General features: G+C 71.0%; 22 protein-coding genes. 8 read left to right on the top strand and 14 right to left on the bottom strand.

Features of this window, described 5'->3' with window-relative positions; translation table 11 throughout:
- Nucleotide 1: 1 nt before the first annotated feature.
- Nucleotides 2-1,255: a glycosyltransferase family 4 protein gene (locus AB0H93_RS15645; protein WP_358572737.1), complete on the bottom strand. Its 1,254-nt coding sequence runs from the start codon at nucleotides 1,253-1,255 to the stop codon at nucleotides 2-4.
- Nucleotides 1,256-1,416: 161 nt separating this feature from the next.
- Between AB0H93_RS15645 and kstR the strand changes: the two genes are divergently transcribed.
- Entirely contained in the window at nucleotides 1,417-2,025 is a 609-nt protein-coding gene (kstR, locus tag AB0H93_RS15640; RefSeq protein ID WP_132490427.1) for a cholesterol catabolism transcriptional regulator KstR, read from the top strand.
- Between the two features lie 43 nt (nucleotides 2,026-2,068).
- On the opposite strand, the gene AB0H93_RS15635 is transcribed toward kstR, so the two are convergent.
- Both AB0H93_RS15635 and AB0H93_RS15630 read right to left on the bottom strand, forming a co-directional pair.
- The gene (locus AB0H93_RS15635) at nucleotides 2,069-3,109 is read right to left on the bottom strand and encodes an MBL fold metallo-hydrolase (RefSeq protein ID WP_358572735.1); all 1,041 of its coding nucleotides are present in this window, start codon (nucleotides 3,107-3,109) and stop codon (nucleotides 2,069-2,071) included.
- A 293-nt stretch (nucleotides 3,110-3,402) separates the two neighbouring features.
- On the bottom strand, nucleotides 3,403-4,035 hold the full coding sequence (locus AB0H93_RS15630; RefSeq protein ID WP_358572733.1) for a TetR/AcrR family transcriptional regulator: 633 nt from the start codon (nucleotides 4,033-4,035) through the stop codon (nucleotides 3,403-3,405).
- 433 nt (nucleotides 4,036-4,468) lie between these two features.
- Between AB0H93_RS15630 and AB0H93_RS15625 the strand changes: the two genes are divergently transcribed.
- The gene (locus AB0H93_RS15625; RefSeq protein WP_358572731.1) at nucleotides 4,469-4,921 is read left to right on the top strand and encodes a DoxX family protein; all 453 of its coding nucleotides are present in this window, start codon (nucleotides 4,469-4,471) and stop codon (nucleotides 4,919-4,921) included.
- Between the two features lie 52 nt (nucleotides 4,922-4,973).
- Here AB0H93_RS15625 and AB0H93_RS15620 read toward each other — a convergent pair whose 3' ends face one another.
- The 4 genes from AB0H93_RS15620 to AB0H93_RS15605 form a co-directional block, all read right to left on the bottom strand.
- Complete coding sequence (locus tag AB0H93_RS15620) at nucleotides 4,974-5,402, bottom strand: MaoC family dehydratase (protein WP_358572729.1); 429 nt, start codon at nucleotides 5,400-5,402, stop codon at nucleotides 4,974-4,976.
- 3 nt (nucleotides 5,403-5,405) lie between these two features.
- Nucleotides 5,406-5,867: a MaoC family dehydratase N-terminal domain-containing protein gene (locus AB0H93_RS15615; protein WP_132490435.1), complete on the bottom strand. Its 462-nt coding sequence runs from the start codon at nucleotides 5,865-5,867 to the stop codon at nucleotides 5,406-5,408.
- 45 nt (nucleotides 5,868-5,912) lie between these two features.
- The gene (locus AB0H93_RS15610) at nucleotides 5,913-7,076 is read right to left on the bottom strand and encodes an acetyl-CoA C-acetyltransferase (protein WP_358572726.1); all 1,164 of its coding nucleotides are present in this window, start codon (nucleotides 7,074-7,076) and stop codon (nucleotides 5,913-5,915) included.
- Nucleotides 7,077-7,216: 140 nt separating this feature from the next.
- The gene (locus AB0H93_RS15605) at nucleotides 7,217-8,056 is read right to left on the bottom strand and encodes an SAM-dependent methyltransferase (RefSeq protein WP_358572724.1); all 840 of its coding nucleotides are present in this window, start codon (nucleotides 8,054-8,056) and stop codon (nucleotides 7,217-7,219) included.
- A 201-nt stretch (nucleotides 8,057-8,257) separates the two neighbouring features.
- On the opposite strand from AB0H93_RS15605, the gene AB0H93_RS15600 reads away from it, so the two are divergent.
- From AB0H93_RS15600 to AB0H93_RS15590, 3 genes are all read left to right on the top strand, one after another.
- A complete protein-coding gene (locus AB0H93_RS15600; RefSeq protein WP_358572722.1) occupies nucleotides 8,258-9,148 on the top strand; it encodes a helix-turn-helix transcriptional regulator in 891 nt (296 codons plus the stop codon).
- A gap of 110 nt (nucleotides 9,149-9,258) precedes the next feature.
- Nucleotides 9,259-9,492 (top strand): DUF397 domain-containing protein, encoded by a 234-nt coding sequence (locus tag AB0H93_RS15595; protein ID WP_358498806.1) that lies wholly within the window; start codon nucleotides 9,259-9,261, stop codon nucleotides 9,490-9,492.
- Nucleotides 9,476-9,799, top strand: coding sequence for a hypothetical protein (locus tag AB0H93_RS15590; protein ID WP_132490443.1), 324 nt, complete (start codon nucleotides 9,476-9,478; stop codon nucleotides 9,797-9,799). Before AB0H93_RS15595 ends, AB0H93_RS15590 begins: the two co-directional genes overlap by 17 nt.
- 66 nt (nucleotides 9,800-9,865) lie before the next feature.
- Here the strand turns inward: AB0H93_RS15590 and AB0H93_RS15585 are convergent, their stop codons facing one another.
- The 7 genes from AB0H93_RS15585 to AB0H93_RS15555 form a co-directional block, all read right to left on the bottom strand.
- Nucleotides 9,866-14,884, bottom strand: coding sequence for a tetratricopeptide repeat protein (locus AB0H93_RS15585; RefSeq protein WP_358572720.1), 5,019 nt, complete (start codon nucleotides 14,882-14,884; stop codon nucleotides 9,866-9,868).
- A 334-nt stretch (nucleotides 14,885-15,218) separates the two neighbouring features.
- Entirely contained in the window at nucleotides 15,219-16,310 is a 1,092-nt protein-coding gene (locus AB0H93_RS15580; protein ID WP_358572718.1) for a lysozyme, read from the bottom strand.
- A 380-nt stretch (nucleotides 16,311-16,690) separates the two neighbouring features.
- Nucleotides 16,691-17,887, bottom strand: coding sequence for an alkyl sulfatase dimerization domain-containing protein (locus AB0H93_RS15575; RefSeq protein ID WP_358572716.1), 1,197 nt, complete (start codon nucleotides 17,885-17,887; stop codon nucleotides 16,691-16,693).
- The gene (locus tag AB0H93_RS15570; RefSeq protein ID WP_358572714.1) at nucleotides 17,884-19,893 is read right to left on the bottom strand and encodes an acetate--CoA ligase family protein; all 2,010 of its coding nucleotides are present in this window, start codon (nucleotides 19,891-19,893) and stop codon (nucleotides 17,884-17,886) included. The genes AB0H93_RS15575 and AB0H93_RS15570 overlap by 4 nt, the downstream gene beginning before the upstream one ends.
- Nucleotides 19,894-19,964: 71 nt before the next feature.
- Entirely contained in the window at nucleotides 19,965-21,293 is a 1,329-nt protein-coding gene (locus AB0H93_RS15565; protein WP_358572712.1) for an MFS transporter, read from the bottom strand.
- Between the two features lie 154 nt (nucleotides 21,294-21,447).
- Nucleotides 21,448-22,050, bottom strand: coding sequence for a helix-turn-helix domain-containing protein (locus tag AB0H93_RS15560; protein WP_358572710.1), 603 nt, complete (start codon nucleotides 22,048-22,050; stop codon nucleotides 21,448-21,450).
- 98 nt (nucleotides 22,051-22,148) lie between these two features.
- Entirely contained in the window at nucleotides 22,149-22,448 is a 300-nt protein-coding gene (locus tag AB0H93_RS15555; protein ID WP_358573004.1) for a hypothetical protein, read from the bottom strand.
- Nucleotides 22,449-23,083: 635 nt separating this feature from the next.
- On the opposite strand from AB0H93_RS15555, the gene AB0H93_RS15550 reads away from it, so the two are divergent.
- From AB0H93_RS15550 to AB0H93_RS15540, 3 genes are all read left to right on the top strand, one after another.
- Nucleotides 23,084-24,394, top strand: coding sequence for a hypothetical protein (locus tag AB0H93_RS15550; RefSeq protein ID WP_358572708.1), 1,311 nt, complete (start codon nucleotides 23,084-23,086; stop codon nucleotides 24,392-24,394).
- Nucleotides 24,395-24,600: 206 nt separating this feature from the next.
- On the top strand, nucleotides 24,601-24,978 hold the full coding sequence (locus AB0H93_RS15545) for a hypothetical protein (RefSeq protein WP_358572706.1): 378 nt from the start codon (nucleotides 24,601-24,603) through the stop codon (nucleotides 24,976-24,978).
- Nucleotides 24,979-25,081: 103 nt separating this feature from the next.
- Nucleotides 25,082-26,422 (top strand): hypothetical protein, encoded by a 1,341-nt coding sequence (locus tag AB0H93_RS15540; protein WP_358572704.1) that lies wholly within the window; start codon nucleotides 25,082-25,084, stop codon nucleotides 26,420-26,422.
- Nucleotides 26,423-26,449: the final 27 nt, after the last annotated feature.

The following is a 26,449-nucleotide window of genomic DNA, read 5'->3' as shown; positions in this document are numbered from 1 at the left end:
GTCAGCAAGTTGCTCCCTCCCCGGCGCGCGCCCTCCGCGCGATCGCCTCGGCGTAGCAGTCGACCGTCGCCGCTGCCACCGATTTCCAGCTGTACTTCGCCAAAACCCGAGCCCGGCCGGCCTCGCCGAGCCGCTGCCGTCGATCGGCCGAGTCGAGCAGCCCGGCCAGCGCCGTCGCCAGCGCCTCGGCATCGCCGGGCGGCACGAGGTCGGCGCACTCGCCGTCCGGCCCGGCCACCTCCGGGATCGCCCCGGCGCGGCTGGCCACCAGCGGCGTCGCGCAGGCCATCGCTTCGACCGTCGGCAGCGAAAATCCCTCGTAGAGCGACGGCACGCAGGCCACCTCGGCGGAGCCGAGCAGCTCCGCGAGCTCGGCGTCGCTGATGCCGCTGACGGTGCGCACCACGTCACCGATGGCCAGCTCCTCGATGCGCTGCTCGGTCGGTCCGCCGGGCGTCGGCTTCGCGACCAGCACCAGCTCCACGGCGCGTTCGGTGCGCAGCTTCGCGACCGCCTCCAGCAACGTGCCGATGCCCTTCATGGGGGTGTCCGCGCTGGCCATCGCCACGATGCGGCCGGGCACCCGGGGCGCGGTCGGCGGCTTGAACACCTCGGCGTCCACGCCCAGCGGAACCACCTGCAGCTGCTTCGCGGCCACGCCGAAGTCGCGCCGGATGTCGGCGGCCGAGGACTCCGAAACGGTCAGCAGCTGCGGGATCCGGCGGGCCACCCGCGCCTGCATGCGGGTGAACCCGTACCAGCGGCGCACCCCGACCCGCCGCCAGCCGGTGGTCCCGGCCAGGTCGACCCGGCGGTCGTGCGTGATCGGGTGGTGCACGGTCGCGACCAGCGGAATCCCGGCTCGCTGCAAGGCGAGCAGGCCGTAGCCGAGGCACTGGTTGTCGTGGATCACGTCGAACTCGTGGCGCCGGGCGCGCAACAGCTTCGCCGCCCGCAGGCTGAAGGTCAGCGGTTCGGGGAAGCCGGCGCTCCACATGGTGCCGACCTCCAGCAGGTCGACGGCGTCACGCAGTTCCCGCCAGTGCGGGGTGCGGAACGGGTCCGCGTCGTCGTAGAGATCGAGGCTGTCCACCGCGGTCAGATCCACCCCGGGATCCAGCTCCGGGTACGGCTTGCCGGAGAACACCTCGACGTGATGGCCCAGTTCCGCCAGCCCTCGGCTGAGGTGCCGGACGTAGACGCCTTGCCCGCCGCAGTGCGGCTTGCTCCGGTAGGACAGCAACGCGATCCGCACGACTCACCTCACACAGCCAGCGCCCGGCGGGCTGGGTAGACTGGAACATGTTTCGATCGAACCACGTCGATCACCTTAACCCGTCAGGGTGGTGCGGCGACGAGCCGCGTGGTGACCACCACGCGTTTCGACCAACGAGTCTTCGAGGGGACCGACGCTGCATGGCAAGCACCTCGCGGAATGTGCTGCAGGCGCTCCGGGACGACGAGACCGGTTCCACTGCTCAGCACGAACGCCGCAAGCGAATCATCGACGCCACCATCGCGCTGGCCACCAAGGGTGGCTACGACGCGGTCCAGATGCGCACCGTCGCGGAGAAGGCCGACGTGGCGCTGGGGACGCTGTACCGGTACTTCCCGTCCAAGATCCACCTGCTGGTGACCGGCCTGGCCCGGGAGTTCGAGCGGGCCCAGGACAAGATGGACCGCACGAAGATCCCCGGCGAAACGCCTTACGAGCGGGTCATGTTCGTGCTCAACCGCACCACCAAGACGCTGCAGCGCAACCCGCAGCTGACCGAGGCGATGACCCGCGCGTTCATGTTCGCCGACACCTCGGCGGCGGCCGAGGTCGACACCGTCGCGGCGCTGGTCGAGCGGTTCTTCACCAACGCCATGACCGTCGACGATCCCACCGACGAGGAGAAGGCGATCGCGCGGGTGATCGGCGACGTGTGGCTGTCCAACCTGGTCGCCTGGGTGACCCGCCGCGCATCCGCGTCCGACGTCTCCAACCGCCTGGAGCTCACCGTCCGCCTGCTGCTGGCGTGAGTCTTCCGGGGGTCGCTCCGGAAGACCCGCGCCGGCGGTCGCGTCAGGCCTGGCCGGGCACCGCGTACTCGACGATGCCGTCCGTCGCGGACGAGGTCAGGATTCCGCGGGCGACAAGGACATCCAGGTGCGCGTTGGTCTCGCCGACGGCCAGCACCTGGTTGAACAGGTCGAGGTCGAGCAGCTTGCGGTTGCGGCGGGTCCAGCCCAGCTTCAGCGCGGCCTCGTACGCCGTGCCCGCCCCGTCGCGGATCGCCTCGGCCGTCTGGTCCAGCCGCTCCTCGTGGTGCTGCAGCAGTTCCGCGGCCCGGGTGTGCGAGCTCCCGCCCGTCGGGCCGTGCGCCGGCAGCAGCCGCATGTCCGGGTAGGACTGCATCAGCCGCAGCGAGTCCAGGTACTCGCCCAGCGGGAGGTCCGCGCGCGCCGGTTCGACGCCGATGGACGGCGTGATGTGCGGCAGGATGTGGTCGCCGGAGAACATCAGCGACGACTCGGAATCCAGGAACACCACGTGGCCCCGGGTGTGCCCCGGCGTCGGCACGGCGAGCAGCGTCCGGGACTGCAGGGGGATCTCGACCTTGCCCTCCAGCCACTCGTCCGGGAGTTCGTAGCTGCTGCGGGACTTCGGCGCCTTGCCGCCGTACGCCTCGGCGAGCTTGACGAGCAGCTCGTCCGCGCCCCAGCGCCGCAGCCGCTCGGCCTCGGCTTCCTGCCGGTTGGCCAGCAGCGCCTCCACGGAGGGCTGTTCGCCCGCGCCGAGGCTGATCCGGGAGCCGAAGTTGCGGCGCAGCGCGACGGCGAGCGTGTAGTGGTCGCGGTGGGCGTGGGTGACCAGGAAGCGCTGCACGTCCTCGAAGCCGTAGCCGAGCTCGCCGAGCGCGGATTCGAGCTGGTCGCGGGCTTCGTCCAGGGCCCAGCCGGAGTCGATGAGCACCAGCCCGTCGCCGTCTTCGATGGCGTAGACGTTGACCGCGCGCAGCCCGTCGTTGGGCAGCGGCAGCGGAATCCGGTGCACGCCCGGCGCCACCTCGAACACCCCCGAGTTGATCCAGGCGTGCCGTGCTTCTGCCGCACCGTCGTTCACCGTTGACCTCCAGCCGTCCGCAGCACACTGCTCCCGCGAGGATAACCCGGGCCTCTGCGGCGCGGAGAAGCTTCCCCGTTCCTCGAAACCTGGGCGAAACAGTTCGGCCGTTCAGGGCTCGTGAAGGTTTTGGAGCGCTACAGCAGCCCAAAACACTCACGAGCCATCACGCACGAGACCGCACCGCAGTGTCCATTGGGGACGAATCTCTCAATGGACGAATCCTGGTAACCCGCACGAGCCGAATCCAATTTAGACACTCAGAACTCACGACGACGAACGTGACCCCCTCGTCACTCCCGCGACACGATGCCGCCGCAGAGGATCTTGATGTACTGATCCGCGATGACGTCCGCGGTGAGCGTTCCGCTCGGGTCGTACCAATGCACCGCCGTCCACACCATGTCGCGGATGAAGCGGTAGGTCACCTTGGGATCGAGGTCCGCGCGGAACACCCCGGCGCTCCGGCCGTCCTGCAGCACGCGAGTCCAGACCCGCTCGAAGTCCTCGGCCGCCTGCTGCAGGTAGCCGAACCGCTCGAACCCGCCGAGGTACTTCGACTCGTTCTGGAAGATCGCGATCGCCGCCCGGTACTGCCGCATGGCGCCGAAGGACCGCCGGATGAGCTCGATGATCGCGGCGCGCGGGTCGCTCGCCTCGCGCAGCACCTGCTCGTTGGTCTCGCGCTGGGCGTCGAGGAACTCGCGCAGGATCTCGTCGACCATCGACTCCTTGGAGTCGAAGTGGTGGTACAGGCTGCCGGAGAGGATCCCGGCGGCGTCGGCGATGTCGCGCACGGTGGTGGCGAGGAAGCCGCGGGTGGCGAACAGCTCACCGGCGATGGCCAGCAGTTCGGCCCGCCGCCCGGAGCCGCCGGAATCCCGCGCCGCGCGGCCGCGGTCGGACAAGCGCTTGGTCGAAGCCACGGCGCCATCTTCGCAGAACGCTCCCGACCGCACCGCCGGAGGTGGTCGATTTCGCGGGAAATTGCGCCTTCCGGTCGCGAGTTCACCGGTGGTCGAGAGGTTTCGGGTTCGACCTGGGTGGAGCTCCGGGGTGCGGCGGTGGATCGCGGAGGTTGATCGGGTTCCGGCTCGACAGGACGGCGGTCAGCACCGAGTCCGGGAGCTCCCCCGATCGAACGCACCACGCCTCCTTCGCGCCCGATCGTTAAGCCCGACTAAACCCCGATGGCGCGATCGATTCTTGATGCTCGCTCACCCGCCGGGAACTCTTGGAACCGCTCATCCCGACGACAGAGCAACGGCGCCGCAGTCGGGACGCTTGCCACGGGCCGCGTGATCGGAAGACGCAATGCGCCTGAGCGAACCAAGATCGCATCTGGAAGAAGGACGTCCCGTGACCACCAACTCACACCGCCGCACCGGTTCGCAGGCGGGAAACATCGCCCTGTGGGTGCTGCAAGCGCTGGCCGCCGCGTTGTTCGTGTACAGCTCGTGCTGGAAGCTCTTCAGCGACCCGATGACCGTGGCCGGATTCGAAGCCATGGGCTTCGGCCAGTGGCTGCGCTACTTCGTCGGCGTCGCCGAGCTCGCCGGCGGCATCGGGCTGCTCGTGCCGGCGCTGTGCGGCCTGGCCGGCTCCGGCCTGGTCGCGCTCATGATCGGCGCGACCGTCATCACCATCACCCAGGCCCAGGGCCTGATCGTGCTGGTGGCCTTCCCGGCCGTCACGCTGCTCGTCGTCGCCGTCATCGCCTGGGGACGGCGCGCAAGCACCGCCCGGCTGCTGCAGCGACTCACCGGCCGCGCGGAGCGCGACCATGCACGTCAGGTTGCCCTGGCCGAATGACGCAGCGGTGCCTGTTTCGTTGCCTGGCAACAGGAACAGGTACCGCTCCAGGTCAGGCGAGCTGGACGACAGCCCTGGCCTTGGCCAGGACGTCTACTCCACCGGAAGTGGCCGCGAGCTCGATCACGGCCTGCTTGTCGCCGAGCTTCTCCGCCACCCGGCCCGCGACCACGACCTCGACCCCTTCGTCGTCGTCCGGGACCACGACCGGCTTCGCGAAGCGGACGCCGTACTCCAGCACCGCGCCCGGGTCTCCCACCCAGTCCGTGACCAGCCGCGCCGCCTCCGCCATGGTGAGCATGCCGTGCGCGATCACGTCCGGCAGCCCCGCCTGCTTGGCGATCCGCTCGTTCCAGTGGATCACGTTGAAGTCACCGGAAGCCCCGCAGTACTTCACCAGCGTCAGCCGGTGGATCGGATAGCGCTCGGGGCCGATCTCGGTGCCGACCTCGACGTCGTCGTAGCGCACGCTCGCCGGCATGCCTCACTCCCCTCCGGCCGCGGTGCCCCGCGACACGATGACGTTCACCGCGGTGCACACCAGCTCGCCGGCGCCATCGCGGATGTCGGTCTCGATGCGCACCAGCTCGTTGCGCCCGGCGTCGCGGATCTCCGCGATCCGGCCCGTCGCGGTGAGCACGTCACCGGCCCGGATCGGCCGCCGGTAGCGGAACTCCTGCTCGCCGTGCACGACCATCCGGTAGTTGAGGCCGAACTCGGGGCGCCGGATCGGGTTGTCCGACGACGCGGCGCCGGCCGCGACGATGCCGAAGGTCGGCGGCGCGATCACGTCGGGATGCCCGAGCGCGCGAGCGGCATCCGGGCTGCGGTAGGCCGGGTTGGCATCGCCGATGGCGTCGGCGAACTCGCGGATCTTGCCGCGCGTCACCTCGTACGGTTCGCCGGAACCGAAGGTATGCCCGACGAATTCCCGGTTGATGGCCATGAAACTCCTCCCACACCGCCGAAATCCATGCGCCCGCGGTGCCCGTCAGCCGAGGCGCTCGATGATCGTCACGTTCGCCGTGCCCCCGCCTTCGCACATCGTCTGCAGTCCGTAGCGGCCGCCCGTGCGCTCCAGTTCCGCCAGCATCGTCGTCATCAGCTTGGTCCCGGTCGCGCCGAGGGGATGCCCCAGGGCGATCGCGCCGCCGTTGGGGTTGACCCGAGCCGGGTCGATGTCGATCTCCTTCAGCCAGGCCAGCACCACGCTCGCGAAGGCCTCGTTGATCTCCACCACGTCGATGTCCGAGGCGCTCAGCCCGGCCTTCGCCAGCGCGTGCCGGGTCGCCGGGATCGGCGCCGACAGCATGAAGACCGGGTCGTCGCCGCGCACGCTCATGTGGTGGATGCGCGCTCGCGGCGTCAGGCCGTGGTCGGCGACGGCCTGCTCGGAGGCGATCAGCAGCGCCGAGGCCCCGTCGGAGATCTGGCTGGCCAACCCGGCGGTGATGCGGCCGCCCTCGCGCAGCGCCTTGAGCCCTTCGAGCTTCTCCTTGCTGGTGTCGCGGCGCGGACCTTCGTCGCGCTCGACACCCGCTATCGGTGCGAGTTCCTCGTCGAACCGGCCCGCGTCGATCGCGTCGATCGCCCGCCGGTGGCTGGTCAGCGCGAACTCCTCCATGTCCGAACGGGAGATGCCCCACTTCTCGGCTATCAGCTCCGCACCGCGGAACTGCGTCACCTCCACTTCGCCATAGCGGTCCTGCCAACCTGCGGAACCGGAGTTCGGGCCGTAGGCGACGGGGAATCCGAGCTCCGCACCGCCCAGCAGCGCGCTGCCGATCGGGATGGCGCTCATGTTCTGCACGCCGCCGGCGATCACCAGCTCGGCCGTGCCGCTGAGCACCGCCTGGGCGGCGAAGTGCACCGCCTGCTGGGAAGAACCGCACTGGCGGTCGATCGTCACGCCCGGGACGTGCTCCGGGAACCCGGCCGCCAGCCACCCGGTGCGGCCGATGTTGCCCGCCTGCGCGCCGACCGCGTCGACGCATCCCCACACCACGTCGTCGACCGCCGACGGGTCGATCCCGGTGCGGGCCACCAGGTTTCGGAGCATGTGCGCGGACAGGTCGGCCGGGTGGATGCCGCTGAGCCCACCGCCGCGCCGGCCCACCGGGGTCCGCGCCGCGTCGATGATGTACGCCTCCGCCATGACCGTCCCTCCGTCGCAGGCACCGGTCGGTTGATCCGGGCGAGGCACCGGCCGGGCAGGCTCGATCCGCTGGACACCAGCGGCAGCCGGAGTCTAGCCGAACAAGCAAGTGTTTGGTAGAGACGAAGAACGTTGCAGCGTCAGGGTTTGCGGGCGACGGCTCCTGCGATGCAGTGCTGGACGGGGTAGAGCGGGTTGAGGCGGGGGCCGGTCGGCCACCAGTCCGCGCACTTCACCAGGCCCGGGTCGATGAGCTCCAGGCCCGGGAACATCGCCTCGATCTCGGCCCGGGTGCGGAACACCCCGGTGCCCATCGGGCTGTGCAGGAACGCCTGCTCCATCCGCCGGGCCAGCTCGTTGTACTCCTCGGTCCCCGGGTCGAGGAAGTGGCTGATGGCCACGTAGGACCCCGATGGCAGCGCGTCGATGTACTCCCGCATGATGTCGGCCGGTGGTCGCGCGCCGTCGTAGTGGTGCAGGGTGCCGAGCTGGAACAGCGCGACCGGTTCCGAGAGGTCCAGGTGCCGGTTGACGACCTCGTCCTGCAGGATCCGCGCCGGTTCGAAGATGTCGGCGGGGCTGAAGTGCGTCTGCGAGTTCTCCTCCAGCAACGCGCGACCGTGGGCGAGGACCACGGGGTCGTTGTCCACGTAGACCACCCGCGACTCCGGCTTGATCCGCTGCACCACCTGGTGGGTGTTCTCCGCGGTGGGCAGGCCCGACCCGCAGTCGAGGTACTGCGTGATCCCCGTTTCCGCGGCGATGAACCGGCTGACCCGGATCAGGAACTGGCGGTTGTCCCAGGCCAGCTGCGCGGCCTCCGGCGTGACCTCCTGGACGCGCCGGAAGACCTCGCGGTCCACCTCGTAGTTGTCCTTCCCGCCGAGGAAAGCGTCGTAGACGCGGGCGATGCTGGCCTTGCTGGTGTCGATGTGAACCGGGGTCGCTTCACCGTCGGAAGCGGTGAGGTCGGCTGCCATGGTGTCCTCGCTTACGGGTGATGTCGGGTGCCTCGGGGTTGCACAGCGTACGAGCTTCGTTTCGGGGAGTAAACGTCCGGCGTGCTAAGAACGTGAGGTCGCGCAAGTCGATCTTGAGCCGAACGAGTGGATCGATCGGTGCGGGTGCATCCACCGCGGCGATGCGAGAATCGGGCGGAAATTCGACCAGGAGGTGCGGCGATGGCTCGGGAAGCGGGATCCGCCGACGGCGACGCGGCCGGACCGGACGGCAGCCCGACCGCCCGGCGCATCATCCTGGGCGCGCAGCTGCGCCGGCTGCGGGAGGCCGCGGAGATCCTGCCCGCCGAGGCCGCCTACGCCATCCGCGGCTCGGAATCCAAGATCAGCCGGATGGAACTGGGCCGGGTCGGGTTCAAGGAACGCGACGTCGCGGACCTGCTCACGATGTACGGCGTGACCGATCCGGCGGAGCGGGAGCACTTCCTCCGGCTGGTCTCCGAATCCAGGCAGCCCGGCTGGTGGAACCGGTACGCGGAGGCCATGCCGCAGTGGTTCCAGGACTACGTCGGGCTCGAAGGGGTCGCCTCCCGGATCCAGACCTACGAGCTGCAGTTCGTGCCGGGCCTGCTGCAGACCGAGGCCTACGCGATGGCGATCGCGAGCTCGGGACACCCGAAGCTGGCCGATGACGAGACCCGGCGCCGGGTCTCGCTGCGCATGAAGCGGCAGCGGCTGCTCGCCCGCCCGGACGCGCCCCGGCTCTGGGCGGTCATCGACGAATCCGTGCTGCACCGGCCGATCGGCGGCGCCGCCGTGCTCCGCGCGCAGATCGACCACCTGCTGGAGATGACCAAGCTGCCGAACATCGCGCTGCAGGTGGTGCCGTTCTCGCTCAGCGGGTACGCGGCGGAGGGCTCGTTCACCATGCTCCGCTTCAACGAGCCCGAACTGCCGGACGTGGTCTACCTGGAGCACCTGGGCGGCGCGCTGTACCTGGACAAGCGGGAGGAGATCGAGTGGTACGGCAGGACACTCGATCGACTGATGGTGGACGCCCGCACTCCGGAGCAAACCCGCCAGTTGCTGCGAAAAGCCCGCGAAGCGCTCTGACGCCGAAATCGTTCGAGTACGCACAGTGATCGCGCGTGCGCGCAGAGCTGTGGTACGGTCCGGCGCAATGGCGAATGCAATTGCATGTGCAGTCGGCCGAGGGAGATCTGATGAACGGTCAGTTCGAGGTCCCGGTCTCCGCGCTGGGCGATGTGACCTGGCAGAAGTCGCGCCACAGCGGTAAGTGGGGCAACTGCGTAGAGGTCGCGGCCCTGGACGACGGCACCATCGCGATGCGCCAGTCTCGCCAGGTACACGGCACCGCGCTGATCTACACCCGAGCCGAGCTGGCCGCTTTCGTGCGCGGCGCCAAGGACGGTGAGTTCGATGACCTCGTCAGTTGAAGTTGAGGACCAGGACGCTTCCAGCATCCGCCTGCGCAAGCTGGTGGCGCGGGGCTTCCGGCTGATGCCGCCGGTGCGCGACACCGACGGCGAGCTCATGGCGTTGATCTACGTGCGCCCGCACGCCGACATCGTCGACGTGGTCGAGCTCCGCGGCGAAGACGATGTGCGCGCCGCGCGGGTTTCCCGCGGGGCCGACTTCCGGGACGACCGGGCCGAGGCGCAGTGGCGCACGGCCGGTTCGGCGTGCGACGTGCTCGACCAGGTCCTCGCGCTCCCGGAACGCCTCATCACGGTGCGCGCCTGACCTTCGGTTTCCCGCGCTCGTGAGTGCTTTGGTCCGCCATGGCGGACCAAAGCACTCACGAGTCCGCTACGCGCCCAGCTCGGTCAGCAGTTTCGTGGCTTGGTCGGCGAAGGACGGGTCCTCGGTGCGCACCGCCCGGTTCAGGAGTTCGCGCGCCTGCTGGACTTCGCCGCGCCGGTAGCGGATCTCGCCGACCCGGTAGGCGGCCTCGGCGATGAGTTCCGGGTCTTCGGTGCTCGCCAGGGTGTACTCGTAGTGCCGGACGGCCTCGGCGTGATCTTCGCGCCAGTAGTGCATTTCCGCGAGGTGGGCGGCGGCGAGCGCGGCGTTGGGATGTCCCAGGTCGATCAGCGCCTGGAACCACGGCGCCGCGGCGGCGATGTCGCGGCGGCGCTTGGCGATCACCCCGAGGTTCATCGCCGCCTTCGCGGACAGCTCCGCGTCGTCGGACTCCCACGCCCGGAGGCTCCAGTCGTGGGCCTCCGCGTAGTCCTCAGCTTGGAAGGCCATCGACGCCAGCTCCAGCAGCGCCTCCCCGGCGTAGTGGTCCTCCGGCGCGGACTCGATCAGCCGCAGGTAGGTCTGCCGGGCCTGGTCGAGATCGCCGTCCTGGCGCAGGGATTGCGCCAGCGCGTAGGTGGCCATCGGCGAGAACCGGTCGTCGGCGCTGCCCGCCGCTTCGCGGAACGCCTCGATCGCCCCGGCGGTGTCGCCTTCCTCGCGCCGCTTGAGCCCGAGCATCGCCTTCATCGCCGGCGCCAGGACGCCGTCCTGGCTCCGCATGAGTTCCTCGGCGGCGGTCGGGTCGTCGTCCTTGAGAAGTTCGACCAGCCGGTATTTCGCCATCGCGGCGCGGTTTTCGTCGCCGGTGGCGAGCACCCGCTCGTACGCCTGCCGCGCGCCCGCCGAGTCGCCGCGCAGCTGCAGCGCCTCACCCAGCGCGAGCACCGCCTCCGGCGCGGGCTCCGGGGCGCCGATCTCCACCGCGCAACGCAGGTAGATCAGCGCGGCGTCGTGGTCCTCGGTCTCCAGGAACTCCACGCCGGTCTCGTGGGCCCACTCCGCGACGTGGGATTCGGGCACCACTTCGGCGAGCCGGCGCAGGGTGTTCGCGGCGCCGAGGTGATCGCCCGCGGCGCGCTGCCCGTCGAGCACGACGCGGACGTTGTTCAGCGCGTCCTCGGCCATGTCGTCGTCGGAGGTGCAGGACGCGGTCTTGACGAAAGCGGCTACGGCGCCGGCGAGATCGTCCGCTTCGTAGCGGATCAGGCCCAGCCCGAACTCGCCGCGCGCCGCGACGTCGGGCTCGTCGCTGCGGCTGACCCGCTCGAACTGGATTCGCGCCGCGTCCGAGTCTCCTTGCGACAGCAGCAGTTCGCCGAGCCGCCCGCGCACGGCGTCGGAGTGCCCGGGCACCCCGAGTTCCGCGGCCTCGCCGAGCCAGCGGATGGCCTCGGCCGGGTCCTCGGCGCGCTCGCCGAGCAGGCCCATCGCGATGACCGCCGTTTTCGGATCGGTCGAGGCCGCGGCCCGGCGCAGCAGCTCTAACGCCTCGTCGCTCGTCTCGCCGAGCTGCTCGATGCGGTGGTGCAGCACGGCCCCGAACTGCTCGGGGGTTTCGGCGCCTTCCTCGGCCCGGTCCCAGATCTCGCGTGCCTCGGCGACCTCCCCGGCGACGAGGTGCAGGTGGCCGAGCAGCACGCCCGCGTCCACCGCCCAGATGCCGGAACCCGCGGCGATCGCGTGCCGGCACGCGGATTTCGCGCCTTCCTGGTCGTGCAGCCGGGTCAGCAGCTGGGCCAGCAGCACACCGGCCTTCGCGGTGGCCTCCGGTTCGCCGGCGGAGCTCGCGCGGCGGTACCAGGCCAGCGCCATCGCGTGCTCCCGCTCGCCTTCGGCGAGTTCCCCGAGCGCGATCTGGGCGTTCGGCACCAGCGCGGGATGCCCGTGGTCGGCGACCATCCGGAAGAACTCCCGGGCCGCCGGGTCGTCGTTGTTCGCCAGCGCCCGGCCGAAGTCCAGCCCGAGCTCGGAGCAGGTCTGCAGGTCGTCGCCGAAGGCGCCGGACAGGATCGACGCCGCGGCCGCCGGGTCGCTCCAGGAGGCGCACCAGTAGTCGGCGACGCGCGCCGAGCCGAAGTGCTCGCGGATCGCCGCCCGGGCGCCCTCGACGTCGCCGTCCTGGATCAGCCGGAATCCCCGCTGCTCGGCGGTTTCGACGCCCATCTGCTGGTACACGTACGGCGTGACGTCGGGATCGCCGAACTCCAGCGCCCGCTCGTAGGCGTCCTTCGCGCCCGCTTCGTCGCCGTTGTCCCGGAGCAGGTTGCCCAGGTCCAGCGCGGCCTGGGCCTGCACGTTGGGCACGCCCGAGGCGATCACGCGCTCGAACGTTTCCCGCGCGCGCTCGGTTTCTCCGCGCCGGGAAAGCAGAACAGCGATGCTGGCAGTGGCGTGGGCGGCTTCGACGCGGGTTCCCACCGACTCCGCGCGGCGGAACGCCTCCATCGCACCGTCGGTGTCGTCCCGCTCGAAGCGGAGGGCACCCAGCTTCAGGGCGGCGTTCACGGTGTTGGCGGTTTCGCCCGCGGCGACCTCGTCCAGCAGCGAATCGGCGCGGTCGAGCTCTCCACGGTCCTGCAGCAGATCCGCCAGGCTGCACTTCGCGACCGCGGCTTCGTCGTCGTCCGTGCTCCGGGCCGCGTGCTCCCACGCCTCGATCGCGCCGTCGATGTCGCCGCTCTCGTTGCGCAGCGCGCCGAGGAAGAGCCAGCCCTGCTGGACCCGTTCCGGGTGGCCTGCCTCGACCACCAGCCGCAACGCCCAGTCGGTGAACTCGGCGGCACCCCGGCCCTGGTACCGGTGCGCCAGGTTCAGGCACAGCTGCGTGGCCGTGTAGTGCGGCTTCTCGTCGTCGACCAGCGCGAGGAAGCTCGCCCGCGCGGCATCCAGTTCCTGCCGGATGGCGTGCATGCCGAAGGCCGCGACCGACGCGGCGGCGGAGGTGGAGTCGGCCGCCTTGGTGAACAGCTCCAGCGCCGACTCCAGGTCGTCTGCCTCGACCAGTTCCTCGCCGAGCAGGAACGCCGCCCGCGGGCCGAACTCGGGGTGGCCGCCGGCCGCGGTGCGGCGGTAGAGGTCCAGCAGCTCGTCGTGCCGGTCCCAGGTGCGGTACATCAGCGCGAGCTTCCCGAACACCTCGCCCAGCACGATGGGATGCCCGGTGGCCGCCGCGGTCTCGAACGCAGCGATGGCGCCTTCGAGATCTCCCTGGTCCAGCAGCAGATCGCCGAGCTCGGACGCCGCCCACGGCCGCAGCGCGGGATGTCCTTCGCCGATGACCCGGTGCAGCATCCGCAGCCCGTCCTCCAGCCGCTGCTCCCGCACCAGCCAGCGGGCCAGCAGGTGACCGGCCTTCGTCCAGACCAGCCGGTTCGGGGATTCGGCGAGCCCGGTGAGCATCTCCACCGCTTCCGGCACGTCGGTGGTCATCACGTGCTCGGCCTTGACCACCGCCGCCAGGTCGCGGGCCTCCGGCTCCGCGCCGGCGATGAGCCCGTCGATCATGCTGCCGTCGCCGTACTCGAACTGCAGCAGCGCTTGCAGCACCGGCTGCGCGGCCGGTTCGTCGAGCAGCGCGTGGCGGAACGCGCCGTCCTGCGCCAGCGATCCCTCGTCGGAGGTCGCGGCCCAACGCAGCGCCCGCCGGGCCCGGTCGGGCTCGCCCGCGGTCGCCTCCACCAGGCCGAGCGAGTTGGCCGCCATCACCGACCAGATGCGCACATCCATCTCGATGACCTGCTGGTACGCGGCTCGCGCGGCGGCGAGGTCGCCCGCCGCGGCCGCCTCGCGGGCGCGCTGCGCGAGTTGCTTGGCGTCGCCGCCTTCCGGGGCTTCCTGCGCGTCGATCACGTCCATCATGGACAGTGCCAGCTCGGCCTGGTGCGCGACGTGCGGGTCGGCGGCGTCGGCGGCCTTCCGGAAAGCCTCGGCGGCGGCCGCCTGGTCGCCGTGCTCGTAGAGCAGGACGCCCATGTTGTACGCGGCGAGCGGCGCCTTCTCCGGATGCCCGGAATCGGCCACCTTGCCGAACGTCTCGACGGCTCCGGCGATGTCGCCCTCGTCGCGCTGCAACTCGGCGAGCACGCCGAGCGCCTCGGTCGAGTAGCGCGGGTGGCGGGTGTTGATCACCCGCTGGTAGGTCTCGCGGGCCTGGTCGGCCCGGCCGAGTTCGCGGTGCACCATGCCCAGGTGGATCAGCGCGTGCAGCCGCACGTCGGGGCGCGGGTCGTCGGCGGCCTGCCGGAACGCGTCGGCCGCACCGGGCAGGTCGGCCAGGTCCTCCAGCACGCCGCCGAGCAGCACGTAGCCCCAGCCGAGGTGCTCGGGATGGCGGTAGGCGATCATCCGCTCGGCCATCCTGCGCGCCGTCGCGGAGTCGTCGACGTGCAGCGTGTACAGCTTCGCCGCGCCCAGCGATCCGTACTTCGGGTGCCCGCTGTCCAGCAGCCGCAGCAGGATCGGCTCGGCGTCGTGGTCCCGGCCCTGGTCCAGCAGCAGGCACGCCTGCTCGTAGGCGACCTGGAAGTACTCGTCGGCGGACCGCTCGCCGGGGCCCGGCAGGTCCAGTTCCTGGGCGAGCTCGACCACGGCGGGATCGTTGCAGATAAGGGCGCGGTCTCGGGCCTCGCGCGCGCCCTCGGTGTCGCCGAGCATGTGCAGCACCTGCGCCAGCAGGGCGTTGGCGCGCCCGGCCGCGTCCGGGTCGGCGCCGTCGGCGGAGAAGTGCAGGACCGCCTGGGCGGCGGTCAGGTCGTCGGCGTCGAAGAGCAGCAGGCCCAGCGAGATCGCGGCCGTCTGGGCGTAGATCGGGTGCCCGGAGTCCAGCGCCCGCTGGTACATCGCGCGGGCCCCGGTGGCGTCGTCGCGCTCGTCGAGCAGACCGCCGAGCAGGCACGCCGCGTGCACTGCGCTGTCGAAGTCGCCGTCGTCGAGGACGGTCCGCAATTCGTGCTCGGCGGCGGCGTGATCACCGCTGATCCACAGCTGCCGAGCCCGGGTGACCCGCTGTTCCCAGAGTGACATGCCGTGCCTCCGATCAGGTGATCATCGATCGCGGCGAGGATATCGGTCCGGCACCCGGGCTTCGGGCGAATCCCCTCCATCCGGGGCACGACGAAGATCACCCATCTGAACAGCAACCCGAGGCCGGGCTCATGCGTCCCACTCACCTGCGAGCACTGGCACCACAGTCCAAAGAGGACATATCGGCACCGTCGGCTCGTCTGACGTCCGGGGGATGTCGCCGATTTCGCGCGAATCGCCGCGCCACCAGGTACGCGACCGCGCACGAAAAGGAGCGGGCCGCCCGCTTGCGCGGACGGCCCGCTCCCGTCGAAATTCCGGCGAACGCCGGGGGTCAGCCGGCCAGCTGCTTGAGCCGCTCGAAGCCCTGCTGGTACTGGTTCAGGTCCGTGTTGCCGCCGATGCCGGCGACCTTGCCCTTGTCGGTGTACTGCCAGAAGTCCCAGTCGGAGAAGCCGCCGGGAACCGCCGGGCTGTCCACTTCGTAGGAGGCCAGCCACAGCGGGTGGCCGTCGAAGGTGTCGGTGCCGCCCATGCACTGCCGCCAGAACGACGGGTTGGCGTAGATGATCGGCTCCTTGCCGGTGCGCTCCTTGACCTTGTCGTTGAAGGTCTTGGTCCACAGGTGCATGTCGGACACGGACAGGCCGTAGCAGCCGCCGCTGTTCGGGTCCACTTCCAGGTCCAGCACCGGCGGCAGGGTCTTGCCGTCGGACTGGTAGTCGGCAGTGTTCAGGAACCGCTCGGCCTGCACCTCGGCCGAGGACGAACCCGGCCGCGCGAAGTGGTAGGCGCCCGCGATCAGGCCGGCGTCCTTGGCGCCGTGGTACTGCTCGCTGTAGCGCGGGTTGGTGAAGCTGGTGCCGTCGGTGGCCAGCACGAAGGTGAACTTCTTGCCGTCGGCCGCGACCTGGCGCCAGTCGATGTCGCCGTTGTGGTTCGACACGTCGATGCCCTCGACCGGCGGGCCCAGCGGGGCCTCCGGAGCCGGCTGCGCCTGCGGGGCGGGCGCAGCCTCGGCAGCCGGGGCCTGGGCGGCCTGCTCGGGAGCGGCCTGGGCCTGCTGCTGCTGGATCGGGGCTTCCATGGCGGCTTCGTGGACCTCGGTCTCGGCCGGGCCGGAGGTCGCGCTGCCGATCACGAGGCCCACCACGCCGACTGCGGCGACGGCGGCGCCCACCTGCATGGACCGGGTCCGCGGCGCCCGCCGCACGGACTCGGGGAGCTTGTCGACGTGCGGCGCAACCCTCTCCCGGAGACGCCGCACCACGGGTGCTTCCTGAATTCGCTGCAGCAGCGGTGCGAGCCACTGCAGGACGCGCTGGATCAGCGGGGCGAGCCACTCGCCGACGCGGTGCGCCGCCGGCCGCACGCGATCCACTGCCGCGCGCAGGGCCTGGTCGGCACGCAGCGCAGCGGAACGCAACCCGCGGTCAGTCGCCTCGTTCGGGGTGGAGGCGTGATCGTTGTTTTCGGGGGATCTTGGTTGGTCGGAGGATTCGGGGTTCACGAGTCACCACACTCCAGCACGGAGCGTGTGCATGCATCGCGGTTTGTACGTACGCGGATACCTGGATTAACCCCATCGGGCTACGCCCGCCGCTTGATCCGTCACGATTTGTGACTGTGCGGCGTTCGGCGGCAGCAGCCTAGCGGCTCAGCTCACAAGCGCCGCCCCGCGGGGTCGACAACCCGTGTGGCAGGTGGGGATATCGGTGGCGTTGGGCCACGACACCGGCGCTCGGAGTTGCGTTCGTGAGTGTTCTGGACCGCCATTGCGACCCAGAACACTCACGACGCCGCGAGCTAGATCCGGTACAGGCTCCGGGACACGTAGCTCGACGTTTGCTTCGCGCGCAGCCCGCACAGCTCCGCCTTCAGCTCGCGGGCCTCGACGACCTCGGGCTTGTCCCCCGGCGCCAGCGCGAGCAGGTCGATCACGTGCAGCGCCTGCTGCACCTCCCCCGCGTCGCGCAGCTCGCGGGCCCGGGCCAGCACCGCTGCCTGGTCCGTGATCGCGTCCGCGACCGCTGCCGCGGCGACGTCGGGGTGGGACGGGTGCAGGTTGGTCGGGTTGAAGTCCCACCAGCCGGTCTCGGACCGCACGATGTCCCGGACCACGTAGTCGCGGTGCCCGTAGGTCTCGGCCATCCACGGCTGCTCGAACAGCTCCGCCGGGTAGTCGAGGTCGTGCAGGATCTCGCCGACCACCATGCCCTTGTTCAGCCGCGCCACCACTTCGGCGCGCAGCCAGCGCAGGGCCCGCGCGGTCCCGGTGAGCATCTCCCCGACCTGCTCGCGCCGCGGCTTGCCCCACTCCGGCACCACCACGGCGGGGTCCAGCGCGGCGAACCGGTCGAGGGTGTCGGCCCAGCGCACGGGGTCGCGGAGGGTGCGCAGCGGCGTGCCGACGTTCGGGATGGATTCGATCAACGCCGCGCTGCCGTAGAGGATGCGCTCCTGCGGCAGCCACACCGCCGTCACGTCGTCGGTCTCCGACGGCGCCCAGAGCAGCTGCACCACGCGGCCGGTGGTGCCGAGCGTCAGCGACTCGGCGTAGGTCTGGTCCGGGAACGTCTGCGGGGGTACCGCCGGGAAGTCCTCCTTGGCGCGGCGGAACTGCATCGAGTTGAGGTGGGACTGCAGCCCGCCCGTCTCGGCGTACCGGCGGTAGCGGCGGACCACGTTCTCGTGCGCGATGATCGTCGGCCGCGGGTCGCCCCGGCGTTCGGCGTCGGCGAGGAACCCGGGCACGCCGTAGTTGTAGCCCATGTGCCCGTGGCTGTAGACGATCCAGCGGATCGGGGCGTCGGTGTGCTGCCGCAGGTCGGCGAGCGCGTCCGGGACCAGCTTCGGGCTCGGCCCGGTGTCGACCACCAGCAGCCCCTGCTCGGTTTCGACGATGAAGCTGTTGCCCTGCAGGCCCAGCTGGTAGATCCCCGGGGCGACGACCTGGGTCGGCCGGCGCTTCTCGAGCGGGTTGCGTTCGGCGGTGTCGGTCATGCTTCCTCCGATACGACGATGAGCGAGTCGACGGCGACGGGCGCGCCGTCCGTCGTCAGCAGCAGCGGGTTGATGTCGAGTTCGGCGAGCGCCGGTACCCGCACGACGAGCTCGCCGAGCCGGGCCAGCACCGCAGCGAACTCCTCAGTGGACAGTTGTGGAGCCGCGTCGGCGAGGGCTCGTGCGATCGCCCCGGGACGCGCGGGCAGGCGGATCACCTGGCGCGCCAGCCCCGCCTCCTCGACGCGCGAGCCGCCGGGCCCGATCAGCAGCGCGGGCCCGTAGTGCGGATCGCGCACCGCCCCGACGGCGATCTCACCCTGGTGCGCGAGCTGCGGCTGGATCACCGCGCGCGCCCCGGAGAGGCCCAGTTCTCCAGCCCTGGCAAGCAGTTCCGCGCAGGTAGCGGCGACGTCCGACGCCGCGATGCCCAGCTTGACCAGGCCGAGGCGAGCGCGGTGCGGCGCGTCCGGCGAGTCGATCTTCACGACGTACCGATCGGCGGGCGGCAGGTCCTCGCCCGCGACGGCGGTGTCCACGTAGCGCACGCCGAGTTCGCGCAGCACCTCGCGGGCATCGATCTCGGTGACCACGCCGGTGTGCGGCTCCAGCAGCTCCACCGCCGCCGACACGTCCTGCTCACCGATCTCGACGTCCAGCTGCGCCGGCCGGATCACGCCGGGCAGCGCGCGGATCAGCCCGGCGATGCTCGGGTACACCACCCCGGGCGGCGTGCCGACCAGCGCGCCCGGCGGCGGGCACGCCCACACCAGCCAGCTCGGCGAGTCCAGCGCGGCGACCTTCTCGGCGAGGTCCCGGTACAGCTCCGGGAACAGGTCGCCGAAGGTGAAGCAGCAGACGACGCCGTTCACCTCGGGATCCTCGTCGAGCAGCGCGAGCAGCTGCCCGAACGCGTCGGAGCTGCGGTAGAACTGCCCGCCGAGGTCGATCGGGTTGTCCGTCGACGCGACGCCCGCGAGCTCCAGCTCCTCGATCCGGTCCCGGGTCTTCCCGCTCAACGGCCGGACTTCCGCGCCGAGCGCAGCCAGCCGGTCGGCGATGATCGCCCCGGCGCCGCCCGACATCGACAGCACCGCGATGTTCGGTCGCGGCGGCAGCGACACCTCGCGTTGCAGCGCGACGACGAGGTCGGCGAACGACTCGTCGTCCTCGGCCACCACGATTCCCGCGTCCCGGCACAGCGCGTCGAACAACAGCTGGTCCCCGGCCACGGCCGCGGTGTGCGAGAGCGTCGCGCGCTGCCCGGCCTCGCTGGCACCGGCCTTGAGCACCACGATGCGCTTGCCGAGTTCGACCGCCCGCCTGCCGAGCCGCTCCAGCGCCTCCGGGTCGCGGATCTGCTCCACGTACAGCCCGAGCACCCGCACGTCGGGGCGTTCGACGAGGTAACCGCCGATGTCGGTGACCTCCAGGCAGGCTTCGTTGCCGACGCTGGCGTAGTAGGTGAAGCCCACACCTCGGGCATCAAGCAGGCTGGCCAGCACGAAGCCGACCGCACCGCTCTGCGACACCAGCGACACCGGGCCCGGCGGCGGCGCGGGCCGCGCCACGTACGCGGTGGTCGTCACGTTCGCCGAGGCGGGCTTGCTGATCACGCCGAGGCAGTTCGGCCCGAGCACCGGCATGTCCCCGGCGGCCTCGCGCAACCGCTGCTGCCGCTCCCGGCCGTCGGCGCCGTCCTCGGCGAATCCGGACGAGAACAGCACGACGGCACCGACGCCGCCGCGCCGCGCCCGCTCGATCACCTCGATGGCGGCCTCGGCCGGCACGGCCACGACCAGGATGTCCAGCAGCTTCCCGGATTCCGCCAGATCGTCGAGGATCGGCAGGTCCACGTCGCGGTTGCGGGGCTCCACGGCGTACAGCTCGCCGCCGAACCCGCCGGAGCGCAGGATCTCCACCACCCGGCTCCCCCACGACCCGGGCCGGGCGGACAGCCCGATCACCCCGATCGCCTTGGGGAAGAACAACGAATCCAGCGGCATGCTCGGCCTCCTCGAGAAGTCGGGTGTCAAGCCTCGTGAGCGTTTTGGGCTGCTATGGCGCTTCGAAACGCTCACGAGCGGTCAGCCGCGGCCGGCAGCAGGCCGAGGCGGCGGGCGTCGCGCTCGGGGTTCACGACCAGCACCGCGAGCAGGCCGCCGACGATCATCAGCCCCGCGCACAGGCCGAACGCGGTCTGGAATCCCGCCCCACCAGAACCGGCGGCCTGGACGAGCGCGCCGGTCACGGCGGGCGCGAACACCCCGGCCAGGGTCACCAGCGCCGTCTTCGACGCGATCACCGCCCCGCGCTTGCGGACCGGCGCGATCTGCGCGGCGGTCAGGTAGCCCAGCGGGAACGCCACGCTCGGCAGCCCGAACGCCAGCGTCATCAGCACCAGAGCGGCGGCACCGCTGGTGTGCGGCAGGAGCAGCATGCAGCCGCCCGCGAAGGTGACGGCCAGCCCGGCGACGACACCGCGGGCCACCCGGCCGGTGGCACCGCGGCGCATCCAGCGCCCGGAGAGCCACGGGACGACCAGCATCACCAGCGCGTTCAGCACGTTCGGGATCACCACGACGACGCCGATCTGGTGCGGCTCGTACCCGAGCGCCTTCTCCAGGTACATCGGCAGCCAGGCGGTGTTCATCGCCAGCGCCCAGTACGCGCCGACCCCGGCCAGCAGGCCGCCGACGAAGGTGCCGTTGAAGAACAGCTTCCGGTACGGCACCTCCGGCTCGCCGCCCGCCTGCACGACGCCGTGCTGCCCGGCGTCGTAGGTGGTCAGCGGCCCTTCACGGCCGATGAACGCCCACAGCACCACCCACACCACGCCGGCCAGCGCCAACGCGACGAACGCCGCGCGCCAGCCGTGGTTGGTGATCAGGTAGACCAGCGTCGGCGACGCGATGACCAGGCCCAGCGCGCCGCCCATCTGCGTCAGCGCCGTGGGCACCGACCGGCGGTCCTCCGGGAACCACTTCTGCACGGCGTGCACGACCATCGGCGCGGTCGGCCCTTCGGCCGCGCCGAGCGCGATCCGGCTCAGGTACAGGGTGGAGACGCTGGCCGCGAGCAGCAGCGGCACCGAGGTCAGCGACCACAGCACCGCCAGGATGCCCAGGATCCAGGTGGTCTTGACCCGGTTCGACAGGAAGCCGACCAGCACCGCGGACACGCTGAACAGCAGGTAGAAGCTGCTGGCCACGGCGCCGTACTCGGCGGCGCTGAGCCCGAGCTCCCGCATGATCGGCCCGGCCGCGAGCCCGAGCACCGCCTTGTCGCCGAAGTTGATCACCATCAGGGTGACGACCATCGCCACGACCAGCCAGGCCCGCACGCTCCCGGGCTGCGTCCGGCGCGTGCCGCTGCCGGCCAACTCGGTGGTCTGGGGAACCGCCAATGGACTCGCCTCCTCGCGGCGGCGGCCTCAACGGCGAGGCCGCACCGACCACAGAGGAAAGCGCGTGTTTAACGTTTCGTCAATCCTGCGGAGACAGATTTTCCCTCAGCAGCAAGCTCTTTCATGATCTACTCAGACATCCTGAACAGGTAATTCAGGGCTTCTCGGGCGCCTGCGGCCCCAGCCGTTCGGCGACCGCGAGCATCCGCTCGTCCAGTTCGCGCACGCCGATGCCGAACTCCTTGGCCAGCTGCGTGCGCGACATCGCGTACCCGAGCGACAGCGAAACCATCATCGCGTGCAGCGCCACCGGATCGATCTCCGAATCCAGCGCGCCCTCGGTCTGGTCCTGCTTCAACCGCTGCTGCGTGTGCGGCAGGTCGGGCATCAACCGCAGCGTCGAGTCGCCGTCCAGCACCAGCAGCGCGACCAGCCGGTACATCGACACGTACCGGATGCAGCCGCGCAGCACGTGCTTCATCCGGTCGCCGAAGCCCAACGGCTCGTCCTGCACCCGCGCGCTCATGATCCGCTGCCGCACGTTGTGCCGCAGCGCCGCGCGCAGCAGATCGCGCCGCGAGCCGAAGTAGTGGTACACCAGCGCCCGGTTCACGCCGGCGTGATCGGCGACCTCGCGCAGGTTGAGACCCTTGAGCACGCCGTCCCGGGCCAGCAGTTCCAGCGCCGCCCGTTCCAGGGAGCGCGCGGTCTGCTCGCTGTCCATCGACGCGCCGCCCGGCGTCCGCGACTTAGCCATCCGCGTACCGTACTCAAACCGGATCACCGCACGGGATCAGGCGGCAAGCGGCGGACCCGCGAGAACTACGCGGGCCCGCCGATTCAGCCGGGGGTGGATCACCACCACACGTTGCCGCCACCCATGCCGCCGATGCCGCCACCGCCCCAGCCGTTGCCGCCCCAGCCGTTGCCGCCGGGGCCACCCGGACCGCCGATGCCGCCGGTGCCGTTGTCGGGTGCACCGTCGCCACCGTCGCCGCCATCGCCACCGCCGGTACCGCCACCGGTACCGCCACCGTCACCGCCGTCACCGCCGTTGATCACGACGGGGCCGCCGGTGGGCGCGAACGCGGACATGACCGTGCGCGCCGGCAGGAACTCCACGCGCTGCTCGCCGAGCTCCTCCGAGCTCAACACTTCATCCTTTTCGAACACCTGATCCTCCCTCGGTCCGGAAAAGGGCTCGGAATCCAGTGGAGATCGATGCCCGAACAAGGTCCAAACCCCCAGATCCCCGTTCCAATGCCCCAGATTAGTCGGCATCAGCACGGAGGGTAGGGGCAGCTGCAATGCCGCGCAGCCCGAAAACCTCCGCCAACCCGAGCGACCATGCCGTGAAACCCCGACCAATATCCATAAACATGCCCTACCACCTGCATAAACACAGGATGCGATCTCCAGGCAATATCAAATGGAAATCGGTCGAGATCCTTTCCGACGGACAATGACATCGCACTCCCAGTTGCCGTTCTCCAGCTAAATCAACTTCCAAAAAAACACCGCGTCGCGTAATGTCCGCCGGCCGATCGCGTCGGGCGAAATCCGGTCGCGCAAACCCGCCGTAACGAAATAGTTCGCATTCCGCGCGACGCGAAGATCACCACCCCGCACCAAGATCAGATTTGCGGCGCCCCGAACCACCGACGGCATGCGAGCGGATCCCGCGCAACTCGAAATCACCCTTTCGAATCCAGCGAGTCAGTAGTTCTTTCGCCTCGAACTCTGCGACCGTTTGGCCCAGCCATGATCACACCCGGTTAGGAGTTGCGTCGATGAGTAACCGTCCACGTCGGGCCGTTCCCGCCGAGGTGCCGAGCGCCTTCGGCGGCGGCCACAACCCCGGAACGCGATGGCCGCTGCCCGGCGCCGCCGTGCTCGCCGCGGCGTTCAGCCTCATCGCGGTCCAGCCGGCCGACGCCGCCGCCCCCTCCTGCACCCGGGCCGACAACGGGTCCGGGGTGAACATCTTCTGCAGCCGGGGAATCCCGGCCGGGATGACGGTCGACGGCACCGAGGGCAACGACCGGATCGTGCTCACCGGAGCCCTGGCGGGCACCATCAACGCCGGCGGTGGCGACGACACGATCACCATCACCGGCCGCAGCGGCGGCACCGGCGGCAAGGGCGGCAACGGCTACCTCGGCTGGGCCCGCAGCGACCGGGACATCGACGGCACCAGCGGCGGCAAGAACGGCGGCGGCACCGGCGGCACCTCCGGCCTGAACGGCACCGACGCCAGGACCAGCGCACGCGCCGGAGGCAGCGCGGGCAAGGGCGGCCCCGGTGGCGTCGGCGGTCCTGCTGTGGCGGAGACCGGCGTGATCAACGCCGGGCTGGGCGACGACACGATCACCATCCTCGGCGGTGCCGGCGGCAACGGCGGTGAAGGCGGCGACGGCGGCCCGGGCAGCACCAACCCGGCCGACGCGCGCGGCGGCGCCGGTGGCAACGGCGGCCAGGGCGGCATCGGCAACCTCGGCCGCATCAACCCTGGCGAGGGCGACAACACGATCACCATCACCGGCGGGAACAACGGCGACGGCGGCACGGGCGGCCGCGGCGGACCCGGCACCGCGGAAACGCGCAGCGGCAACGGCGGTGTCGGCGGCAACGGCGGCGGTGGCGCCCTCGCAGCCAACGGACCCGGCGGCGTCGGCAACGGCCCCACCGGCACGATCGTCAGCACCGGCGACGACGACATCACCGTGCAAGGCGGCAAGGGCGGCCGGGGCGGCGTCGGTGGCAAGGGCGGCGACGGCCAGCCGAGCGCCACCAGCTCCCGCGCGGGCGTCGACGTGGAAGGCGACGGCGGGGCAGGCGGAATCGGCGGCAGCGGCGGGGCCGCCAACGTCGGCAAGATCATGTCCGAGAACGGCGGCCGGTCCACGGTCCACGTCCTCGAAGGCCCCGGCGGCGACGGCGGCAGCGGTGGCGACGGCGGCGACGGCAGCGGCATGGGCAGCACGGCCGGGCTGCAGGGCCACGGCGGCCTCAACGCCATCGCGGGCACCGGCGGCGTCGGCGGCACCGGCGGGGCCGGCGGCCGCATCGGCACCGAAGAGGCGGCCCGCCAGGGCTCCTGATGAACGCCCCGAGCCGACTGCGGCGGATCAGATCACCGCCCGCACCGTCGAGATGCACCCCGTGGGAGTGAATCAAAGTGCAGCGGGCGTCCGGTGCTTCTAGGTTCTGGCCCGTGCGCCGGGATCGTGCCGCAGCGGCGCTCCAGCGGGGCGGCCGAACTCCGGTTTTCCCCTGTGAATCCCCTCGAATTGAGAAGGAGCACCAGATGCCACAGACCTCTCGGTCGCTGAGCGCTGCCGAACTGGACGACCAGCGCGTCGAGTTCCTGCCGGCGCGCACGGTCATGTCGACGTTCTGGCTCCCCTGGAGCGGCACCGACGTCCTGGCCCCGTACGACCCGCCCACGCACACCCACACGGTGACCGGCGACGCCAACGTCATCACCACCGGTGACATCACCGGCGGCAACGGAGGCACCGGCGGCGGCAACGGTGGCGGCCAGGGCGGCGGCAACGGCGGTGCCGGCGGCGCAGGCGGCCTCGGTGGCGACGGCGGCGACGGCGGCAACGGCGGCAACGGCATCGGCGGCAACGGCATCGGTGGCAACGGCATCGGTGGCGACGGCGGCGGCAACGTGGGCTGACGCCGCGGATCGTTCGACAGCACCACCACCGGCGGGCGCGACCTCCCCCACCAGCGAGGATGTCGCGCCCGTCGGCCACGTTCGGACCTGATCAGGAGTCGCGATGGCCGCCCCGCACCAGGCCGGGTCGCCCCCGGCGGACGAGGACGTAGCGCACCTGCCGGTGCCCGCGCTCGTGGCGGGCACCGAGCTGATCGGCCGCTACCAGGGCTCCGGCCACCGCGAGGCGCCGTACCTGGTGCGCCGCCGCGACGGGCAGGTCCTCCAGCTCTCGCACCTGCTGTACCTGACGGCGGCGGGGCTCGACGGGCGCCGCAGCTTCGCGGAACTCGCCGCGCGCCTCAGCGGCGAATCGGCGCGCACCGTCACCGCCGGGCAGGCGTTCTTCCTCGTCGAGAACCGGTTGCGGCCCGCCGGGATCGTGGCCGTTTCGGAGTCCGGGGCGCCGCCGGAGAAGATCCCGAAGGGGCGGGATCGGTTGCTGGCGTTGAGGTTCCGCGTCGCGCTGGTGCCGGAGCGCACCGTGGCGGTCATCGCCCGGATCTTCCAGCCGCTGTTCTGGCCGCCGGTGGTGATCGCCGTCCTCGCGGCCTTCGTCTTCGCCGATGTCTGGCTGGCCGTCAACGGCGGCGCCGAGCAGGTCGTCGCGGGCGCGAAGGAGCTGCTCGACCGGCCGGAGCAGATGCTGCTGGTGCTGGGCGTGCTGATCGTCTCCGGGATGTTCCACGAGTGCGGTCACGTCGCCGCCTGCCGCTACGGCGGCGCGCGGCCGGGCGCGATGGGCGTGGGCATCTACCTGGTGTGGCCCGCGATGTACAGCACGGTCACCGATTCCTACCGGCTCAGCCGCGGCGGCCGGCTGCGCACGGACCTCGGCGGCATCTACTTCAACGTGATCGCGATGCTCGTCATGATCGCCGCCTACGCGCCGACCGGTTCGGCGTGGCTGCTGGCCGCGTTCCTGGCGTGGCAGGCGACCACCTTCTGGCAGCTCCTGCCGTCGGTCCGCTTCGACGGCTACTACATCCTGAGCGACCTGGTGGGCGTGCCCGACCTGTTCGATCGGATGGGGCCGGTCCTGCGCAGCCTGCTCCCGGGCCGCCGCCCGCATCCGCGCGTGCAGGAGCTCAAGCCGTGGGTCCGCCGGGTGATCACGGTGTGGGTCGTGCTGGTGATCCCGTTCATGGCGTACTGGATCATCGCCTTCCTGCTCCTCGCGCCGCACGTGCTGCCCACCGTGTGGCAAGCGCTGGTCCTCCAGTGGAACGGCGTGGGCGCCTCGGTGCGGGCGGGCAACCCGGCTGCGGCGGCGGTCGGCGTGCTCCGGCTCGCTCTGCTGGTGCTGCCGTGGGCGGGCCTCGCGCTGGTGCTCACCAACCTGACCCGCCAGCTCATCCGGTCGCTGCGCAGGTGGCGGGCGCGCCGGGTGTCCGACTCGCGGTAGTTCCCGGCGCCGGAGGACGGCGTCACC

It is taken from the genome of Saccharopolyspora sp. NPDC050642, assembly GCF_040654735.1.
Lineage (GTDB): Bacteria > Actinomycetota > Actinomycetes > Mycobacteriales > Pseudonocardiaceae > Saccharopolyspora > Saccharopolyspora elongata.
The sequence above is the reverse complement of the archived record's forward strand: the minus strand, read 5'-3'. Positions and strand labels throughout refer to the sequence as shown.

What these genes read in the sequence shown, in the direction of transcription:
- kstR (WP_132490427.1), top strand. Translation starts at nt 1,417, where the DNA reads ATGGCAAGCACCTCGCGGAATGTGCTGCAGGCGCTCCGGGACGACGAG.
- AB0H93_RS15620 (WP_358572729.1), bottom strand. Translation starts at nt 5,402, where the DNA reads ATGCCGGCGAGCGTGCGCTACGACGACGTCGAGGTCGGCACCGAGATC.
- AB0H93_RS15615 (WP_132490435.1), bottom strand. Translation starts at nt 5,867, where the DNA reads ATGGCCATCAACCGGGAATTCGTCGGGCATACCTTCGGTTCCGGCGAA.
- AB0H93_RS15610 (WP_358572726.1), bottom strand. Translation starts at nt 7,076, where the DNA reads ATGGCGGAGGCGTACATCATCGACGCGGCGCGGACCCCGGTGGGCCGG.
- AB0H93_RS15605 (WP_358572724.1), bottom strand. Translation starts at nt 8,056, where the DNA reads ATGGCAGCCGACCTCACCGCTTCCGACGGTGAAGCGACCCCGGTTCAC.
- AB0H93_RS15600 (WP_358572722.1), top strand. Translation starts at nt 8,258, where the DNA reads ATGGCTCGGGAAGCGGGATCCGCCGACGGCGACGCGGCCGGACCGGAC.
- AB0H93_RS15595 (WP_358498806.1), top strand. Translation starts at nt 9,259, where the DNA reads ATGAACGGTCAGTTCGAGGTCCCGGTCTCCGCGCTGGGCGATGTGACC.
- AB0H93_RS15590 (WP_132490443.1), top strand. Translation starts at nt 9,476, where the DNA reads ATGACCTCGTCAGTTGAAGTTGAGGACCAGGACGCTTCCAGCATCCGC.
- AB0H93_RS15585 (WP_358572720.1), bottom strand. Translation starts at nt 14,884, where the DNA reads ATGTCACTCTGGGAACAGCGGGTCACCCGGGCTCGGCAGCTGTGGATC.
- AB0H93_RS15575 (WP_358572716.1), bottom strand. Translation starts at nt 17,887, where the DNA reads ATGACCGACACCGCCGAACGCAACCCGCTCGAGAAGCGCCGGCCGACC.
- AB0H93_RS15570 (WP_358572714.1), bottom strand. Translation starts at nt 19,893, where the DNA reads ATGCCGCTGGATTCGTTGTTCTTCCCCAAGGCGATCGGGGTGATCGGG.
- AB0H93_RS15560 (WP_358572710.1), bottom strand. Translation starts at nt 22,050, where the DNA reads ATGGCTAAGTCGCGGACGCCGGGCGGCGCGTCGATGGACAGCGAGCAG.
- AB0H93_RS15550 (WP_358572708.1), top strand. Translation starts at nt 23,084, where the DNA reads ATGAGTAACCGTCCACGTCGGGCCGTTCCCGCCGAGGTGCCGAGCGCC.
- AB0H93_RS15545 (WP_358572706.1), top strand. Translation starts at nt 24,601, where the DNA reads ATGCCACAGACCTCTCGGTCGCTGAGCGCTGCCGAACTGGACGACCAG.
- AB0H93_RS15540 (WP_358572704.1), top strand. Translation starts at nt 25,082, where the DNA reads ATGGCCGCCCCGCACCAGGCCGGGTCGCCCCCGGCGGACGAGGACGTA.